17 protein-coding genes and 1 pseudogene are annotated in these 17,500 nt (G+C 66.5%); 12 read left to right on the forward strand and 6 right to left on the reverse strand.

Annotated features, from left to right (window positions below):
• Positions 1-9 precede the first annotated feature (9 nt).
• From lptC to kdsD, 3 genes are read right to left on the reverse strand one after another with little or no spacing between them, the layout of a single operon-like run.
• Positions 10-624: an LPS export ABC transporter periplasmic protein LptC gene (gene lptC, locus KVT39_RS29710; protein WP_034179057.1), complete on the reverse strand. Its 615-nt coding sequence runs from the start codon at positions 622-624 to the stop codon at positions 10-12.
• Positions 625-627: 3 nt separating this feature from the next.
• Complete coding sequence (locus KVT39_RS29715; protein WP_034179056.1) at positions 628-1,164, reverse strand: HAD family hydrolase; 537 nt, start codon at positions 1,162-1,164, stop codon at positions 628-630.
• Positions 1,164-2,147 carry an arabinose 5-phosphate isomerase KdsD gene (gene kdsD / locus KVT39_RS29720; protein WP_105393307.1) on the reverse strand — a complete coding sequence of 328 codons (984 nt, stop codon included), beginning with the start codon at positions 2,145-2,147 and terminating at the stop codon, positions 1,164-1,166. The genes KVT39_RS29715 and kdsD overlap by 1 nt, the downstream gene beginning before the upstream one ends.
• Positions 2,148-2,273: 126 nt before the next feature.
• Here kdsD and KVT39_RS29725 point away from each other — a divergent pair, with 126 nt between their 5' ends.
• The 5 genes from KVT39_RS29725 to purU all read left to right on the forward strand — a co-directional run bounded on the left by KVT39_RS29725 (position 2,274) and on the right by purU (position 7,392).
• Positions 2,274-4,280, forward strand: coding sequence for a monovalent cation:proton antiporter family protein (locus KVT39_RS29725; RefSeq protein WP_034179436.1), 2,007 nt, complete (start codon positions 2,274-2,276; stop codon positions 4,278-4,280).
• Positions 4,281-4,357: 77 nt separating this feature from the next.
• A complete protein-coding gene (locus KVT39_RS29730; protein WP_034179054.1) occupies positions 4,358-4,924 on the forward strand; it encodes an adenine phosphoribosyltransferase in 567 nt (188 codons plus the stop codon).
• A gap of 40 nt (positions 4,925-4,964) precedes the next feature.
• Positions 4,965-5,573 (forward strand): LysE family translocator, encoded by a 609-nt coding sequence (locus KVT39_RS29735; RefSeq protein ID WP_217590809.1) that lies wholly within the window; start codon positions 4,965-4,967, stop codon positions 5,571-5,573.
• 5 nt (positions 5,574-5,578) lie between these two features.
• Positions 5,579-6,433, forward strand: a complete 855-nt coding sequence (locus tag KVT39_RS29740) for an NUDIX hydrolase family protein (protein WP_034179052.1) — start codon at positions 5,579-5,581, stop codon at positions 6,431-6,433.
• A gap of 74 nt (positions 6,434-6,507) precedes the next feature.
• Entirely contained in the window at positions 6,508-7,392 is an 885-nt protein-coding gene (purU, locus tag KVT39_RS29745) for a formyltetrahydrofolate deformylase (protein WP_034179051.1), read from the forward strand.
• 114 nt (positions 7,393-7,506) lie between these two features.
• Here the strand turns inward: purU and KVT39_RS29750 are convergent, their stop codons facing one another.
• On the reverse strand, positions 7,507-8,589 hold the full coding sequence (locus KVT39_RS29750; protein ID WP_034179050.1) for an AI-2E family transporter: 1,083 nt from the start codon (positions 8,587-8,589) through the stop codon (positions 7,507-7,509).
• A 251-nt stretch (positions 8,590-8,840) separates the two neighbouring features.
• Positions 8,841-11,726: an excinuclease ABC subunit UvrA gene (uvrA, locus tag KVT39_RS29755; protein ID WP_174421232.1), complete on the reverse strand. Its 2,886-nt coding sequence runs from the start codon at positions 11,724-11,726 to the stop codon at positions 8,841-8,843.
• A 264-nt stretch (positions 11,727-11,990) separates the two neighbouring features.
• Between uvrA and KVT39_RS29760 the strand changes: the two genes are divergently transcribed.
• The 5 genes from KVT39_RS29760 to KVT39_RS29780 all read left to right on the forward strand — a co-directional run bounded on the left by KVT39_RS29760 (position 11,991) and on the right by KVT39_RS29780 (position 15,981).
• Positions 11,991-13,178 (forward strand): MFS transporter, encoded by a 1,188-nt coding sequence (locus KVT39_RS29760; RefSeq protein ID WP_034179048.1) that lies wholly within the window; start codon positions 11,991-11,993, stop codon positions 13,176-13,178.
• 100 nt (positions 13,179-13,278) lie between these two features.
• Positions 13,279-13,833 carry a single-stranded DNA-binding protein gene (locus tag KVT39_RS29765; protein ID WP_034179047.1) on the forward strand — a complete coding sequence of 185 codons (555 nt, stop codon included), beginning with the start codon at positions 13,279-13,281 and terminating at the stop codon, positions 13,831-13,833.
• 120 nt (positions 13,834-13,953) lie between these two features.
• Positions 13,954-14,505, forward strand: coding sequence for a G/U mismatch-specific DNA glycosylase (gene mug / locus KVT39_RS29770; protein WP_034179046.1), 552 nt, complete (start codon positions 13,954-13,956; stop codon positions 14,503-14,505).
• Positions 14,492-15,115, forward strand: coding sequence for a DNA-3-methyladenine glycosylase (locus tag KVT39_RS29775; protein ID WP_105393916.1), 624 nt, complete (start codon positions 14,492-14,494; stop codon positions 15,113-15,115). The genes mug and KVT39_RS29775 overlap by 14 nt, the downstream gene beginning before the upstream one ends.
• Before the next feature lie 101 nt (positions 15,116-15,216).
• On the forward strand, positions 15,217-15,981 hold the full coding sequence (locus KVT39_RS29780; RefSeq protein ID WP_034179044.1) for a ParA family protein: 765 nt from the start codon (positions 15,217-15,219) through the stop codon (positions 15,979-15,981).
• 71 nt (positions 15,982-16,052) lie between these two features.
• Here the strand turns inward: KVT39_RS29780 and KVT39_RS29785 are convergent, their stop codons facing one another.
• A complete protein-coding gene (locus tag KVT39_RS29785; RefSeq protein WP_217590810.1) occupies positions 16,053-16,205 on the reverse strand; it encodes a hypothetical protein in 153 nt (50 codons plus the stop codon).
• 288 nt (positions 16,206-16,493) lie between these two features.
• Here KVT39_RS29785 and phaP point away from each other — a divergent pair, with 288 nt between their 5' ends.
• Together phaP and KVT39_RS29795 are read left to right on the forward strand one after the other, a co-directional pair.
• Positions 16,494-17,078, forward strand: a complete 585-nt coding sequence (gene phaP, locus KVT39_RS29790; RefSeq protein ID WP_217590811.1) for a TIGR01841 family phasin — start codon at positions 16,494-16,496, stop codon at positions 17,076-17,078.
• 287 nt (positions 17,079-17,365) lie between these two features.
• A pseudogene (locus KVT39_RS29795) lies at positions 17,366-17,500 on the forward strand (acetyl-CoA C-acetyltransferase); the annotation flags it as partial.

Below are 17,500 nucleotides of genomic sequence, written 5' to 3' on the forward strand. Positions count from 1 at the left end.
AGGGAAGCGTCACTTGGGTTGACCTTTCGAGCCGCCGGACGTGTCCGCCGCGGCGATCGTGCCGCGCACGTTGCCGTAAAGCTCGATGACCCGGGTGACGTTGTTGTACTTCATGCCGTCGGTCGCGTTGACGAGCGACAGGCCGCGCTGAAGTTTAACCGGCTTTTCGGTCTGGATCACATCGTCATTGACGAAGATCCGGAAATGCTGGGAATCGGCCTGCATTTGCGGATCGCCGCCGCCGGCCGCGCGCAGGATGCGCGCGTCGTCGTACAAATCGACGATCGACACGTCGCCGTTGACGGTGCCGCGCTTCGCGGTGGTCGTCACGACCGGCTTGCCGGGCTGGAATGCGCGCATGGCCGGATCGGTCAGGTCGCTGTTTTCGGTGTCTTCGTAATGGACCAGCTTCGCGGCCGTCAGCCGGTACTGGGTCGTGCCGGACTGGTCGAGCTCGGTGACGGAGAAGTTGTCCGCGAAATAGTCGGGCGTATGGCGCTTCGGCTGCGCGGTGCCCTCGCCGGGCGGCGGCAGCGTCGCCTGCAGTAACCACCACGTGATGCCCGCGAGCGCGGCGACCGCGGCGAGCGGCAGCAACTGGGTCCAGCGGAAATGCGTATTCATCCGTCAGGCTCCGCAGGCTGCTGCGAGCAGCGCGTCATAGCGTCGCTGCGCGCGCAGGATCGCGTCGCAGACTTCGCGCACGGCGCCGTGGCCGCCGCGGGCCTCGGCCACCCAGTGCGCACGGGCGATCACGTCAGGGTGCGCGTTCGCGGGCGCGGCCGCGAAGCCGCAGCGCAGCATCACCGGCAGGTCGGGCCAGTCGTCGCCCATGTAGCCGCACGCGTCGGCGGTGAGGCCGAGCGATGCGATCAGGTCGGCGAACACCGAGAGCTTGTTCTCGGCGCCCTGGAACAGGTGCGCGATCTTCATTTCCTTCGCGCGCGCCGCGACGATCTCCGAGCGGCGGCCCGTGATGATCGCGGTCGCGATGCCGGCTTCGCCGAGCAGCTTCACGCCGTGGCCGTCGAGCGAGTTGAACGACTTCATCGCGTCGCCGGCCGCGGTAAACAGCAGGCCGCCGTCGGTCAGCACGCCGTCGACGTCGAAAATCATCAGCTTCACGCGGCTCGCGCGTTCGGCCGCAGTCAGCGCTGCGCTCATCAGATCACCTTCTTCGAAAACAGGTCGTGCATGTTCAGCGCGCCGATCAGCGCGCCGTCGGCATCGACCACCAGCATCTGGTTGATCCGGTGGCGCTCCATCAGTTCCACGGCCTCGACCGCCAGGTGATCCGGCCCGATCGTGCGCGGGTTGCGCGTCATCACGTCGGTGATCGGCAGCGTGCGGAAGTCGCCGTCGCGCGCGAGCACGCGGCGCAGGTCGCCGTCCGTGAAGATGCCCGCGACCTTGCCGTCGGCGTCGACCACGGCCGTCATGCCCAGGCGCTTCGCGGTGATCTGGAACAGCGCGTCCGACAGCGTCGCGTCGAGCTCGACGGACGGGACGTCGTCGCCCGAGCGCATCACGTCGCGCACGTAGGTGAGCAGGCGCCGGCCGAGCGCGCCGCCCGGGTGCGAGCGTGCGAAATCTTCCGAACCGAAGCCGCGTGCGTCGAGCACCGCGACGGCGAGCGCGTCGCCGAGCGCGAGCGCGGCGGTCGTGCTCGCGGTGGGCGCGAGGTTCAGCGGGCACGCTTCCTTCGAGACCGCGGCGTTCAGGTTCACGTCGGCGAGCGTGCCGAGGCTCGACTCCGCGCGGCCCGTGATCGCGATCAGCTTCGCGCCGATCCGCTTGACGAGCGGCAGGATCGCGACGAGTTCTTCCGATTCGCCGGAATAGGAGATGCCGATGAAGACGTCGTCGGAGGTGACCATCCCGAGGTCGCCGTGGCTGGCCTCGGCAGGATGGACGAAGAAGGCCGGCGTGCCGGTGCTGGCCAGCGTGGCCGCGATCTTGCGGGCAATGTGCCCCGATTTGCCGATGCCGGACACCACCACGCGGCCGCGGCAGCCGAGCAGCAGCGCGACGGCCTGGACGAAGCCGCCGTCGAGCTGGTCGCGCAGCGCGCGCACGGCGTCCGCCTCGATGTCGAGCACGTCGCGGGCGAGCGCGAGCGCCCGATCATCATTGATTTTCGCTATCATGCGCGGAGTATAGCAAAGGCGTTTGTTCGCCGCGCCGGGCTCTCGGACTCGTCCGATGTCGCCTATCCCACGCTACGCCATCGCGCCCGCTTCGCGGTGGCCCCGACGAACGAGGACGCTTCGCCCGTGATTTCCCCGCTCGAAATGACGCTCATGCTGCTGCTGGCTTCGGTGGTGGGCGTCGTCGTATTCCGTTCGCTGAACCTCCCGCCGATGCTCGGCTACCTGACCGTCGGCATTCTGGTCGGCCCGCATGCGCTCGGGATCGCGGCGGATCTCGAGCGCGCCGAGCATCTCGCGGAATTCGGCGTGGTGTTCCTGATGTTCTCGATCGGCCTCGAATTCTCGCTCGCGAAACTGAGGTCGATGCAGCGGCTCGTGTTCGGTCTCGGGCTGCTGCAGGTCGTCGCGACGCTTTTGCTCGCGCTGCTGCTCGGCGCGCTGTTCGAACGCTGGGTGCACATCACGTGGCAGGGCGCCGTCGCGCTCGGCGGCGCGCTCGCGATGTCGTCGACGGCGATCGTGTCGAAGATGCTTGCCGAACGTCTCGAGATCGAGACCGAGCACGGCCGCAACATCTTCGGCGTGCTGCTGTTCCAGGATCTCGCGGTCGTGCCGCTGCTGATCGTGATCGCCGCGTTCGGCGCCGAATCGTCGAAGGATCTCGCGCTGACGCTCGGCGTCGCGGCCGTCAAGATCGTGATCGCGCTCACGCTGCTGCTGGTCATCGGCCAGCGCTTCATGACGCGCTGGCTCAACGTCGTCGCGCGGCGCCGCTCGCAGGAACTGTTCGTGCTGAACCTGCTGCTCGTCACGCTCGGCGCCGCGTTCATCACCGACAAGTTCGGCCTGTCGCTCGCGCTCGGCGCGTTCATCGCGGGGATGCTGATCTCCGAGACGCCGTTCCGCCATCAGGTGGAGGAGGACATCAAGCCGTTCCGCGACGTGCTGCTCGGCCTGTTCTTCGTGACGACCGGGATGCTGCTCGATCCGCGCGTGATCTGGGAGCATCCGTTGCTCGTGCTCGGCTTCTTCGTCGGGCAGATCCTGTTCAAGGGGACGATGATCGCCGGGCTCGCGCGGCTGTTCGGCGCGACGCCGGGGGTCGCGATGCGCACGGGCATCGGCCTCGCGCAGGCCGGCGAATTCGGCTTCGTGCTGCTGAACCTGATTCTCGACCGGCATCTGGTCGATTCGACGCTGCTGCAGGCGATCCTCGCGTCGATGCTGCTGTCGATGCTCGCCGCGCCGTTCCTGATCCAGAACGCCGACCGGATCGTGATGCGGCTGTCGTCGACCGAATGGATGCAGCAGTCGCTGCAGATGACGCGGATCGCGACGCAAAGCCTGAAGCAGCGCGGCCACGTGATCATCTGCGGCTACGGCCGCGCGGGCCAGAACCTGGCGCGCATGCTCGAGCAGGAAGGCATTCCGTATGTCGCGCTCGACCTCGACCCGGACCGCGTGAGCGCGGCCGCGACGGCCGGCGAATCGGTCGTGTTCGGCGACGCGGCGCGCCGCGAGTCGCTGCTCGCGGCCGGTATCCACCGCGCGGCGGCGGTCGCGATCACCTATGCGAACACGCCGTCCGCACTGCGCGTGCTGCATCACGTGCACGAGCTCGCGCCGACGCTGCCCGCGATCGTGCGCACCGTCGACGATGCCGATCTCGAGAAGCTGCTCGCGGCCGGCGCGACCGAGGTGATTCCGGAGATCGTCGAGGGCAGCCTGATGCTCGCGTCGCATACGCTGGTGCTGGTCGGCGTGCCGATGCGCAAGGTCGTGCGGCGCGTCGAGGAAATGCGCGACGAGCGCTACAGCCTGCTGCGCGGCTATTTCCGCGGCGCGGACGACGCGGACGACGACGACCACGAGCAGGTGCGGCTACAATCGGTGCCGGTCGATGCGCGCGCGGACGCGGTCGGGCGCTCGCTGGAGGAACTCGGGCTGTATGCGCTCGGGCTGGAAGTCACGGCGATCCGCCGGCACGGCATCCGCGGCGTCGAACCCGATCCGCAGACCAAGCTGCGCGCGAGCGACATCGTCGTGCTGCGCGGGCTGCCCGAGGCGCTCGCGCTCGCGGAGGAGCGGCTGTCGCGCCATCGGCGCGATCCGCCGGCCGCGGCCGCGTGAGTCGCGGTCAATAACCTGACCCGTATTTATTCGAAACGGTGCCCGATCTTCGCGCACCGTTTTTTTCGGAGAGTTTCATGCCGCATTCGTCGTCGGGCGCGCCGCTCGATCCGGTCGCCTTCATCCACAGCCAGATCCGCACGGTGCCCGACTGGCCGCAGCCGGGCGTGATGTTCCGCGACATCACGACGCTGCTGCAGAGCCCGAAGGCGCTGCGCATCCTCGTCGACCTGTTCGTCGAGCGCTATGTCGATGCGAAGCTCGACTACGTCGCGGGCCTCGACGCGCGCGGCTTCATCATCGCGCCGATCGTCGCGTACGAGCTGAGCGTCGGCTTCGTGCCGATCCGCAAGGTCGGCAAGCTGCCGTACAAGACGCGCTCGGAATCGTACGACCTCGAATACGGCAGCGCGACGGTCGAGATTCACGAGGATGCGTGCCGCCCCGGCGACCGCGTGATCATCATGGACGACCTGATCGCGACCGGCGGCACGATGATGGCGGGGCGCAACCTGCTGCAGCGGCTCGGCGCGGTGGTCGTCGAAGGCGCGGCGATCATCGACCTGCCCGATCTCGGCGGCTCGACGCTGCTGCGCAACGCGGGACTGCCCGTCTATACCGTCACCGAATTCGCCGGCCACTGAACGCCGGCCCGGCTTACTCACGTTAAACCGCGAGGTCACGATGCCCAACTTCATGCTGTTTCTCGCCACGTCGATCGCGATCACGTTCGCGCCGGGTCCCGACAACCTGCAGGTGCTCGCGCGCGGCATCTCGCAGGGCCGCGCGGCCGGCTTCGTCGCTGCGCTCGGCTTCACGGCCGGGATCCTGTTCCACACGACGCTCGCGGCGCTCGGCGTCGCGGCCGTGCTGCGTTCGTCGCCGGTCGCGTTCGAGATCCTGAAGCTCGCGGGCGCCGCGTACCTCGTGTGGATCGGCATCAAGGCGCTGCGCAGCCAGGGCCTCGCGCACGCGCGCCCGCCGCAGCCGCTCGGCACGATCTTCCGGCAGAGCGTGATCGGCAACCTGATGAACCCGAAGGTCACGCTGTTCTTCGTCGTGTTCCTGCCGCAGTTCGTCGATTCGCACGGCGCGCAGAGCGTGACGCTGCAGATGTTCGAGCTCGGCGCGCTGTTCATGCTGCAGACGGCCGCGATCTTCTCGCTGTTCGGCGTCGGCGCCGGGATGATCGGCGCATGGCTGAAGCGCCGCCCGAAGGCCGGCGTGTGGCTCGACCGGATCGCCGGCGCGACGTTCATCGCGATCGGCATCCGCGTCGCGCTGAAGGACTGACGGCGATGACGTTTCCGTGCATCGCGGCCGCGCGCCGCTTCGATCCGGCCGCGCACCTGCGTTTCGAGATCGCCGGCCAGGCGGTCGGCTGGGTGCGCCGCCAGGATGTCGCGAAGCTTGCGCGCTGGCCCGACGTGTTCGAGCTGACCGGCGAGCGCGTCGTGCTGTCGGCGCGCTACGACTCGGTCGACGCGCGCAGCATGGCGCTGGCGAGCGCGATCGGCGCGCTCGCGGCCGAAGGCGCGATTCCCGGCTGGCGCGACGAGATCTACGCGATCCGCAACCGCTTCGACGATGCGCCGCTCGCGTATATCGAGCGCGCCGCGTCGCGGTTCTTCGGCACGCAGACTTATGCGGTGCATCTAAACGGCATCGTAGAATATGCGGCTACGCCCGCCGCAGCCGTGCCGCAGATGTGGCTCGGCCGCCGCAGCGCGACCAAGGCAACCGATCCCGGCATGCTCGACAACGTCGTCGCGGGCGGCATCGGCTGGGGCCTGGGCGTTCACGAGACGCTTGCGAAAGAATGCTGGGAAGAAGCCGGCATTCCGGCCGAACTCGCGGCGCGTGCGATCGCGGGCCGCGCGGTGCAGGTGCTGTGCTCGCTGCCGGAAGGCACGCAGTCCGAACTGATCTTCGTGTACGACCTGCCGCTGCCGCACGACTTCGCGCCGCGCAACCAGGACGGCGAAGTGGCCGAGCATCTGCTGGCCGGCGTGCCCGAGGTGATCGGCTGGCTGCGCGAGGGCCGCGCGACGATGGACGCGAGCCTCGCGACGCTCGACACGCTGCTGCGCCATCGCTGGCTGACGGCGCAAGAGGCCGCAGGCATCGACGCGCTGTTCGCACCGGCCGCGTGACGCGCGCCGCGACGCGCAGCTTGTCGGCGCGAACGGGCAATTTGACGAATACGGAAACAAAGGGAGTAGCGGTCATGCCGACCGATCACAGCTTTATCTTGAAACTGTCGTGCCCCGACCGGCACGGCATCGTCCACGCGGTCTCGGGCTTCCTGTTCGAGCGCAGCAACAACATCCTCGATTCGGCGCAGTTCGGCGACAGCCGCACCAGCGAATTCTTCATGCGCGTGCACTTCGAGCAGGACGGCAACGGCACGGATGCCGCGTCGGCGCTTGACACACTTCGCAAGGAATTCGCGCCGCTCGCGGAACAGTTTTCGATGCGCTGGGAATTGCACGACGCGGCCGTGAAGCCGCGTGTCGTGATCATGGTGTCGAAGATCGGCCACTGCCTGAACGACCTGCTGTTCCGCTATCGCACCGGCCAGCTGCCGATCGAGATCCCGGCGATCGTGTCGAACCACAAGGAGTTCTACCAGCTCGCCGCGAGCTACAACATCCCGTTCCATCACTTCCCGCTGATCGGCGGTTCGTCCGATGCCGCGAAGGCCGCGCAGGAAGCGCGCGTGCTGGAAGTGATCGACGAGCACCAGGCCGATCTCGTCGTGCTCGCGCGCTACATGCAGATCCTGTCGCCGAACATGTGCCAGCAGCTCGCCGGGCGCGCGATCAACATCCACCACTCGTTCCTGCCGAGCTTCAAGGGCGCGAAGCCGTACTACCAGGCGTTCGACCGCGGCGTGAAGCTGATCGGCGCGACCGCGCACTACGTGACGACCGACCTCGACGAAGGCCCGATCATCGAGCAGGAAGTCGAGCGCGTCGATCACAGCATGACGCCCGACCAGTTGACCGCGATCGGCCGCGACGTCGAGTGCGTGACGCTCGCGCGCGCGGTGAAGTGGCACGTCGAGCACCGGATCGTGCTGAACGGGACGAAGACGGTCGTGTTTCGCTGATCTGAATCGGCCGGCCCCCGGATCGCCGGCCCCCGGATCGCCGGCCGCCGGAAACAAAAACGCCGCGCCTCCTTTACGGGGCGCGGCGTTTTTTTGTCGCCTGAGACGCGGGTTTCAGATCAGCCGCAGCAGGTACAGCTCGCGCTTCAGGTACGCATAGAAGATCGGCGCGGCGATCACGCCCGGCAGCCCGAACGCGGCCTCCATGATCAGCATCGCGAGCAGCAGCTCCCACGCGCGCGACTCGATCTGGCCGCCGATGATCTTCGCGTTCAGGAAATATTCGAGCTTGTGGATGACGACGAGGAACACGAGCGACGCGATCGCGGTGCCCATGCTGACCGACAGCGACACGGCGACGATCAGCGTGTTCGAGATCAGGTTGCCGATCACCGGCAGCAGGCCGACGATGAACGTGACGAGCACGAGCGTCTTCGACAGCGGCAGCCGCTCGTGGAAGATCGGCAGTGCGACGAGCAGGTAGATGCCCGTGAACGTCGCGTTGATCGCCGAGATCTTGATCTGCGCGAACACGATCCGGCGGAACGCGTCCGAGAAGCGCGACACGCGCGTGACGAGCGCGGTCGACAGCGGCCGGCGCACCTTGCCGTGCTCGACGCCGATCGCGATCATCGCGCCGATGATCATCCCGAACAGCACATGGCCGAAGCCGCGCGCGACGCTCTTGCCGCTCTGCTGGAGCTGGTCCATGTGCGAGTGCATCAGCAAGGCCGCCTTGGTCTTCATCTGCTCGACGTCGACCGGCAGCAGGTTCGCGATCCACGCCGGCGTGCGCGCGCGGGTTTGCTCGACGATCTGCATCAACTGGCCGAGCAGGCTCTGCAGGTTCGGCACCGTGTGCTCGAAATGCTCGATGATGCCGATCGTCAGGCCCGTGAGCCCGCCGACGATCGCGATCGCCAGCAGCACGACGGCGACCCAGCGCGCGCGCATGCTCGTCGTGTGGCGTTCGATCACGGGTGCGATCGTGTGGATCAGCTGGTAGACGAGCAGGCCGGCCAGCAGTCCGCCGAGCAGCTTGAGCTCGAGGACGAGCCACATCGTGACGATCGCGAAGAGATAGCTGCCGATCTCGAGTGCCGACAGCCTCGGCAGGCTGAAGTCGCTCGTCAGTCGCACGCTGCGCAGGTGCGGCTCGCGGCTCTGCGCATCGCGCGACTCTTGTTGCTTCTCCATCGTGGATTCCTGTCGTTCGTGTGTCATGCCGCGCAGCGCACGGCAGAGCCGGGCTCACCCGGCGCCGCACCGGATTGGTGCGGAAGGCGAACCTTACGACCGTAAAGTATAGCTGCCATTATGGTCCGCAAACGGGCCGTTTGGCGCGTGGTGTAAACGCAGAAGGGAAAACGAGGGGGGCTGCTCGCTGCGGAAGGACGCGCGCGGCCGGGCGGCCGCGCGCGGGAAGGGCCGGGAGGGCCGAAAGCGCGTCAGCCGGCCGCGACCTTGCGGGTCGAACGCTTGAGCAGCGGCGCGAGGTACTTGCCGGTGAAGCTCGCCTTCGTCTTCGCGACCTGCTCGGGCGTGCCCTGCGCGATGATCTGGCCGCCGCCGGCGCCGCCTTCGGGGCCGAGGTCGATCACCCAGTCGGCCGTCTTGATCACGTCGAGGTTGTGCTCGATGATCACGACCGTGTTGCCCTGGTCGCGCAGCCGGTGGATCACCTCGAGCAGCAGCGCGATGTCGTGGAAGTGCAGGCCGGTGGTCGGCTCGTCGAGGATGTACAGCGTGCGGCCCGTGTCGCGCTTCGACAGCTCCAGCGACAGCTTCACGCGCTGCGCCTCGCCGCCCGACAGCGTCGTGGCCGACTGGCCGAGGCGGATGTAGCCGAGGCCGACGTCGAGCAGCGTCTTCAGCTTGCGCGCGATGACCGGCACCGCGCTGAAGAACTCGTACGCATGCTCGACCGTCATGTCGAGCACTTCGCTGATGTTCTTGCCCTTGTACTGCACTTCGAGCGTTTCGCGGTTGTAGCGCTTGCCGTGGCACACGTCGCACGGCACGTAGACGTCCGGCAGGAAGTGCATCTCGACCTTCAGCACGCCGTCGCCCTGGCACGATTCGCAGCGGCCGCCCTTCACGTTGAACGAGAAGCGGCCCGGATCGTAGCCGCGCTCCTTCGAGGTCGGCACGCCCGAGAACAGCTCGCGGATCGGCGTGAACAGGCCCGTATACGTGGCCGGGTTCGAGCGCGGCGTGCGGCCGATCGGCGACTGGTCGACGTTGATCACCTTGTCGAAGTGCTCGAGGCCCTCGATCGCCTCGTGCGGCGCCGGCTCGGCCGACGAGCCGTACAGGTGGCGCGCGACCGCGTGATACAGCGTGTCGTTGATCAGCGTCGACTTGCCGGAGCCCGACACGCCGGTGATGCAGGTCAGCAGGCCGACCGGCAGCTCGAGATCGACGTGCTTCAGGTTGTTGCCGTGCGCGTCGACTATGCGCAGCATCCGCTCGGCGTCGGGTGCGATCCGCTCGTCCGGATACTCGATCGTGCGCTTGCCGAGCAGGTACTGGCCCGTCAGCGACTGCGGGTTCGACTGCACCTGCTTCGGCGTGCCTTCGGCCACCACCACGCCGCCGTGCTCGCCCGCGCCGGGGCCCATGTCGACGACGTAGTCGGCCGTGCGGATCATGTCCTCGTCGTGCTCGACGACGATCACCGAGTTGCCGAGGTCGCGCAGGTGCTTGAGCGTCCCGATCAGGCGGTCGTTGTCGCGCTGGTGCAGGCCGATCGACGGTTCGTCGAGCACGTACATCACGCCCGTGAGGCCCGAGCCGATCTGCGACGCGAGCCGGATCCGCTGCGCCTCGCCGCCCGACAGCGTTTCGGCGCTGCGTTCGAGCGACAGGTAGTCGAGGCCGACGTTGTTCAGGAACGTCAGGCGCGCGACGATTTCCTTGATCACCTTGTCGGCGATCTCGCGCTTCGCGCCTTCGAGCGTCAGCCCGTCGAAATAGCCGAGCGCATCGCGCAGCGGCCAGCCGCTGATTTCATAGATGCCGCGCGCGTAGTCGCCCGTGCCGATCCGCACGTGGCGCGCCTCGCGGCGCAGGCGCGTGCCTTCGCACGACGGGCACGGCTGGTTGTTCTGGTACTTCGACAGTTCCTCGCGCACCGCGACCGAATCGGTTTCGCGGTAGCGGCGCTCGAGGTTCGGGATGATCCCTTCGAACACGTGCTCGCGGATCGTCGTGCGGCCGCGCTCGTTGATGTACGAGAACGGGATCGTCTGCTTGCCCGAGCCGAACAGCAGCACCTTCCTGATCTTTTCCGGCAGATCCTCGAATGCGGCGTCGATGTCGAACTCGTAGAACGCCGCGAGGCTCTGCAGCATCTGGAAGTAGAACTGGTTGCGGCGGTCCCAGCCCTTCACGGCGCCCGCGGCGAGCGACAGCGACGGGTGCGCGACGACCCGCTTCGGGTCGAAGAACGTGATCTGGCCGAGGCCGTCGCATTCCGGGCACGCGCCCATCGGGTTGTTGAACGAGAACAGGCGCGGCTCGAGCTCCTGCAGCGAGTACGAGCAGATCGGGCACGCGAACTTCGAGCTGAACAGGTGCTCGTGGTCGGTATCCATCTCGAGCGCGATCGCGCGGCCGTCGGCGAGGCGCAGCGCCGTCTCGAACGATTCGGCGAGACGCTGCTTCATGTCCGGGCGCACCTTCAGGCGATCGACGACGACGTCGATCGTGTGCTTGTCGTTCTTCTTGAGCTTCGGCAGCGACTCGACCTCGTAGATCTTCGCGACGCCTTCGTTCGCGGTGCCGCCTCCCGAGCGCACGCGAAAGCGCACGAAGCCCTGCGCCTGCATCTCCTCGAACAGCTCGGCATGCTCGCCCTTGCGGTTCGCGACGACGGGCGCGAGGATCATCAGCTTGGTTTCCTCGGGCAGCGCGAGCGCCGCGTCGACCATCTGCGACACGCTCTGCGCCTCGAGCGGGATGTCGTGATCGGGGCAGTACGGCGTGCCGACACGTGCGTACAAAAGTCGCAGGTAGTCGTGGATTTCCGTGACGGTGCCGACGGTCGAACGCGGGTTGTGGGACGTCGCCTTCTGCTCGATCGAGATCGCGGGCGACAGGCCCTCGATCAGGTCGACGTCCGGTTTCTCCATCAACTGCAGGAACTGGCGGGCATACGCGGACAGGCTTTCGACGTAGCGGCGCTGGCCCTCGGCATAAAGGGTGTCGAACGCAAGCGACGACTTGCCCGACCCTGACAACCCGGTAATCACGATCAGCTTGTGGCGCGGCAGGTCGAGATTGACGTTTTTCAGGTTGTGGGTACGTGCCCCACGGATACGGATCTGTTCCATGAACCTGGCGAAAATGGAGGGAACCAAACCTGCTACTATAACGGCTTTTCGAGACCGTCGTTCGGGGTCCCCAGCCTTTACAGCAGGTGGCAGCAAGGCGGCGCCTGCGCCGGGGAAAGCGGTCGCGCCGCGCGGTTCCGGCGGCCTGCAGGCCGCCAGCATCCTGCCCCGACGCGTCGCCCGTCAGGCCTCCCGGGCCGCCGGTCCTGATCTTCCGCCGCCCGCTGCAGGGCGGACATTCCGATCATTCGAAATTCATTCCCGATGTCCAATCCGTCCGCCACGTCTTCCCGCATGACTGCGCCCGAACTGCGCGCGACCACGTCGCTCGCGGCGATCTTCGCGCTGCGCATGCTCGGCCTGTTCATGATCATGCCGGTGTTCTCGGTCTACGCGAAAACCATCCCGGGCGGCGACAACGTGCTGCTCGTCGGCATCGCGCTCGGGGCCTACGGCGTCACGCAGTCGCTGTTCTACATTTTCTACGGCTGGGCGTCCGACAAGTTCGGCCGCAAGCCGGTGATCGCCGCGGGCCTCGTGATCTTCGCGCTCGGCAGCTTCGTCGCCGCGTTCGCGCACGACATCACGTGGATCATCGTCGGCCGCGTGATCCAGGGGATGGGCGCCGTATCGTCCGCGGTGCTCGCGTTCATCGCCGACCTGACTTCCGAGCAGAACCGTACCAAGGCGATGGCGATGGTCGGCGGCTCGATCGGCGTGTCGTTCGCGGTCGCGATCGTCGGCGCGCCGATCGTGTTCCACTGGGTCGGGATGAGCGGGCTGTTCACGATCGTCGGCGTGCTGTCGATCCTCGCGATCGGCGTCGTGGTGTGGATCGTGCCCGATGCGGCGAAGCCCGTGCACGTGCCCGCGCCGTTCGCCGAGGTGCTGCACAACGTCGAGCTGCTGCGCCTGAACTTCGGCGTGCTGGTGCTGCATGCGACGCAGACGGCGCTGTTCCTCGTCGTGCCGCGCCTGCTCGTCGACGGCGGGCTGCCGGTCGCCGCGCACTGGAAGGTCTACCTGCCGGTGATGGGGCTCGCGTTCGTGATGATGGTCCCGGCGATCATCGTCGCGGAGAAACGGGGCAAGATGAAGCCGGTGCTGCTCGGCGGCATTCTGGCTATCCTGATCGGCCAATTGCTGCTGGGCAGCGCGCCGCATACCATTCTGATTGTGGCGGCGATCCTGTTCGTCTACTTCCTCGGGTTCAACATCCTGGAAGCGTCGCAGCCTTCGCTCGTGTCGAAGCTCGCGCCGGGTTCGCGCAAGGGCGCGGCCACGGGCGTCTACAACACCACGCAGTCGATCGGGCTCGCGCTCGGCGGCATCGCGGGCGGCTGGCTGCTGAAGCACGGCGGCGCGAACACCGTGTTCTACGCGTGTTCTGGGCTCGTTGCCGCGTGGCTTATAATCGCGGCCAGCATGAAAGCGCCGCCGCGCAAGGCCTGAACCTAATTTTCGGGCAGGCACCGGCGGCGCGCGGGCTTGCCCGGCGGGCCGCTCCGACGCATGCGCGGGCGGCCCGGCATCGAATTTACTGGAGAAACACATGGCATCCGTCAACAAGGTCATCCTCGTCGGCAATCTCGGCGCCGATCCTGAAGTCCGTTACCTGCCGAGCGGCGACGCGGTTGCGAACATCCGTCTCGCGACGACCGACCGCTACAAGGACAAGGCAAGCGGTGATTTCAAGGAAATGACCGAGTGGCATCGCGTCGCGTTCTTCGGCCGTCTGGCGGAAATCGTCAGCGAATACCTGAAGAAGGGTTCGTCGGTCTATATCGAAGGCCGCATCCGCACGCGCAAGTGGCAAGGCCAGGACGGCCAGGATCGTTATTCGACCGAAATCGTCGCCGACCAGATGCAGATGCTCGGCGGCCGCGGCGGTGCGGGCGGTGGCGGCGGCGGCGGTGACGAAGGCGGTTACGGCGGCGGCTACGGTGGTGGCGGCGGCGGCCGCGGCGAGCAGACGGAACGCGCCGGTGGCGGCGGTGGTCGCGCCGGCGGCGCGGCGCGCGGCGGTGCTGGCGGCGGCGCGCAGAGCCGTCCGAGCGCACCGGCCGGTGGCGGCTTCGACGAGATGGACGACGATATTCCGTTCTAATCGGCAAGTCGGCATCCCGCATCACGATGGGCCCGAATGTCCGAGTCAAGCCAGCCGCTTGGCCCGGGTATTCGGGCCTTTCTTCGTTTACGTTCTTGTACGTCGCACTCCAGACGAACCGTGGCTGACGCACTCCCCGACCTCATTGCTGCGCATCTCGACGTGCTGTTCTGCGGGATCAACCCCGGCATGACCGCCGCCGCGACCGGGCATCACTTCGCGGGGAGAAGCAACCGCTTCTGGCGCGTGATTCATCTCGCGGGTTTTACGCCAACGGAAATTCCTCCGCAGGACGATCGCGCAATACTCAGGTATGGCTGCGGCGTGACGGCGGTGGTGAAGCGGCCGACCGCGAGTGCCGATCAGCTTTCGCGCGCTGAATTCATCGCCGCGGCCGCGGAGTTCGAGCAGAAGGTCGCGCGTCATGGGCCGCGCTTTGTCGCGTTTCTCGGCAAGGCGGCGTACTCGGCGCTTTCGGGGCAACGCGAAGTCGCGTGGGGATTGCAGCCGGCGCGCATGCAGCGCGCGAGCGTCTGGGTGTTGCCCAATCCCAGCGGGCGAAATCTTGCGTTCGGCCTCGACGATCTGGTCGATGCGTACCGTCAGCTTTATCTGCACGCGAGGACCGCTTCCGGTCGTCAGCCGGAGAGGCAGCCGGATGCGACTCGGTAAGACGGCATTCCCGTGGCCGGGCACCGTATTGCCGCGTGCGTTTTTCGATCGCGCAGCTACCGACGTCGCGCCGCAACTGCTCAACAAGATTCTCGCGGCAGCCGACGGCCGGGCCGGCCGCATCGTCGAAGTGGAGGCCTATGCCGGCGCGATCGACCCGGCGGCGCACACCTATCGCGGCAAGACGCCGCGCAATGCGACGATGTTCGGGCCGCCCGGGCACCTGTACGTCTATTTCACATACGGCATGCACTGGTGCTGCAATTGCGTGTGCGGCCCGGACGGTACGGGAACGGGCGTGCTGATCCGTGCGCTGGAACCGCTGCAGGGGCTCGAACGGATGCGCGCGGCACGGCCGCCGCTGACCCGCGATCGCGATCTGTGCCGTGGGCCGGCGCGGCTGACCCAGGCGATGGGGATCGATGGCGCCCAGGATGGCGTCGATCTGGTTGGCGCGCGCGAAGGGTTTGCGGTCGTGGACGACGGCATCGCGCCGCCCACGGATCTGGCGGGCGGGCCGCGCATCGGCATTCGCGTCGGCAAGGATTTCCCGTGGCGGTGGAGCGTGCCCGGCAACCGATATGTGTCGGGGGCGCTGCCGCGCATCTGATGCGTGCCGCCCACAATCGCGCGCAATTCGATCTGCGTCACGCTGCCGCCATTATTGACCGGCTAAGCTGATCCTTTCGACGTTTCGATCGAGGAGACACCATGCGGCGGGTCGTATTCAACCAGAAGGGCGGCGTGGGCAAATCGACGATCGTCTGCAACCTGGCGGCGATCAGCGCGAGCGAAGGGCTGCGCACGCTCGTCATCGACCTCGATGCGCAGGCGAACTCCACGCGCTACCTGCTCGGCGACGCCGCGGCCGATGCGCAACCGGGTGTCGCCGGCTTCTTCGAAACCGCGCTGACCTTCAACTTCCGTCCGGTCGACGTCGCGTCGTTCATTCATCCGACCCCGTTCGAAGGGCTCGACGTGATGCCCGCGCATCCGGACCTCGACACGCTGCACGGCAAGCTCGAATCGCGCTACAAGATCTACAAGCTGCGCGACGCGCTGAACGAGCTCGACACCTACGACGCCGTGTACATCGACACGCCCCCCGCGTTGAATTTCTATACGCGCTCGGCGCTGATCGCGGTCGAGCGCTGCCTGATCCCGTTCGATTGCGACGACTTCTCGCGCCGCGCGCTGTACACGCTGCTCGAGAACGTGAAGGAAATCCAGCAGGACCACAATGCGGCGCTCGAGGTGGAAGGAATCGTCATCAACCAGTTCCAGCCGCGCGCGAGCCTGCCGCAACGGCTGGTCGACGAACTCGTCGACGAAGGACTGCCGGTGCTCGCGTCGAGGCTGTCGGCGTCGGTGAAGATCCGCGAATCGCATCAGCAGTCCAAACCGGTGATCCATCTCGAACCCGGGCACAAGCTCGCGCAGGAATTCCGCGCACTGCATCGAGAACTGGCCGGCTGATTTCCCGCGCGCCGGTGCCGGCCGCGGCCGTTTCATACGGCCGCGCCAGTTTTTTCATTGCGACCCGCAATTCATCCGATCATTGATTTTGTCATTAATAATCCCGGAAACGATTTCATAATAAATCCGGAAAAATCGATCACATAAGTGCCTGCTCCATTTTCAATGATCGCCGGTTTTCTAATAAACGGAATAGTGAATTGGTAAATGTTGAGCAAGGTCACGATGCGCTATGCTGTAAAAAGGTAAAAAGAAAATGCGGGACAGAGTGCCGCGGTATTTCTTTCTCTGCGATGTCGGCGCATCGCAGGGCTTGGGCAGCTACTCGAAATGAAATAAGGGTTTACACCTAGCATTAATGCCATTTTATTGACAATTAATCGATCTAGAATGACATCCTCCAACTTCCCGTACTCAAATGAGTGGCGGGTTGTCAATAAGTAAGCCGGCTTTTGATCTGGCTTCTATTTTTCTTTACGTCGTCTCTCGCATTGCCAACAGGAGCGTGCCCGATGTCCGTATTTGCCCCCGAAAAATTCGCTGCCGATTATCAATCCGGTATCGCTGCGTGGTTCGCGATCGCCCGTCCGGCGATCAAGGGTTTCGAGGCTGTCGTCGAACTCAACCTGCAAGCGGCCCGGACGGCGCTCGAGGAATACGAAGACAAGCTGAAGAACGCCTTCAACAGCAGCAATCCGGCCGCGGGTTTCGCGCAGCAGGCGGCCGTACCGCAGGAAGCGGCCGGCAAGGTCGTGTCGTACGGCCGCCATCTGTTCGACATCGCGGTGTCGACGCAATCCGAATGGGCGAAGGTCGCGCAGGCGCAATACGAACAGAACGACAAGCGCCTGAAGGACGTGATCGGCGAACTGTCGAAGCATGCGCCGGCCGGCTCGGCACCGGTGGTGGCCGCACTGAATTCGGCGCTGTCCGCGGCGACGGCAGCGGCCGACTCCGTGCGCGCAGCGACGGGGCAGGCGATCGAAGCCGCACAGAGCAGCTTCGATGCGGTCAGCGAAACGGCCACGCGTGGCGGCAAGCAGACGGCTGCCGCCGCACGCAAGGACGCAGCGGCTGCGCGCGAATCGGTCGCGTAACGATGCAATCGCGGACGTGAGCGCGTGTCGCGCGCAGGCGCGACACGATTGATCGGCGCCGGATGGCGCCGTGCACCGCGCGGTGCACGGCGGCCCTCCGGTTTGCCGCAAGGTGCCGGTGCATGTGCGGGCCGTGCCGGTGTGCCGCCGGCGCGTTCCGCGCTGCTCGTGGCGTGTCGGCGTGCGACCTTTGTCGCGCCGAATGGCCCGACGTGCGCCATCGCCAATTGCAGCCGGCTCGTGCCGGCGTCAGAACGACGAACTTGATTTCGAAGCAGGAACTGAACATGACGGACGTAGTGATCGTATCGGCCGCGCGGACCGCGGTCGGCAAATTCGGCGGCTCGCTTGCGAAGATTGCGGCGCCTGAGCTGGGCGCGACGGTGATCCGCGCGGTGCTGGAGCGTGCGGGCGTGAAGCCC

Source organism: Burkholderia sp. GbtcB21, from assembly GCF_019091065.1.
Classification (GTDB): Bacteria; Pseudomonadota; Gammaproteobacteria; order Burkholderiales; family Burkholderiaceae; genus Burkholderia; species Burkholderia pyrrocinia_C.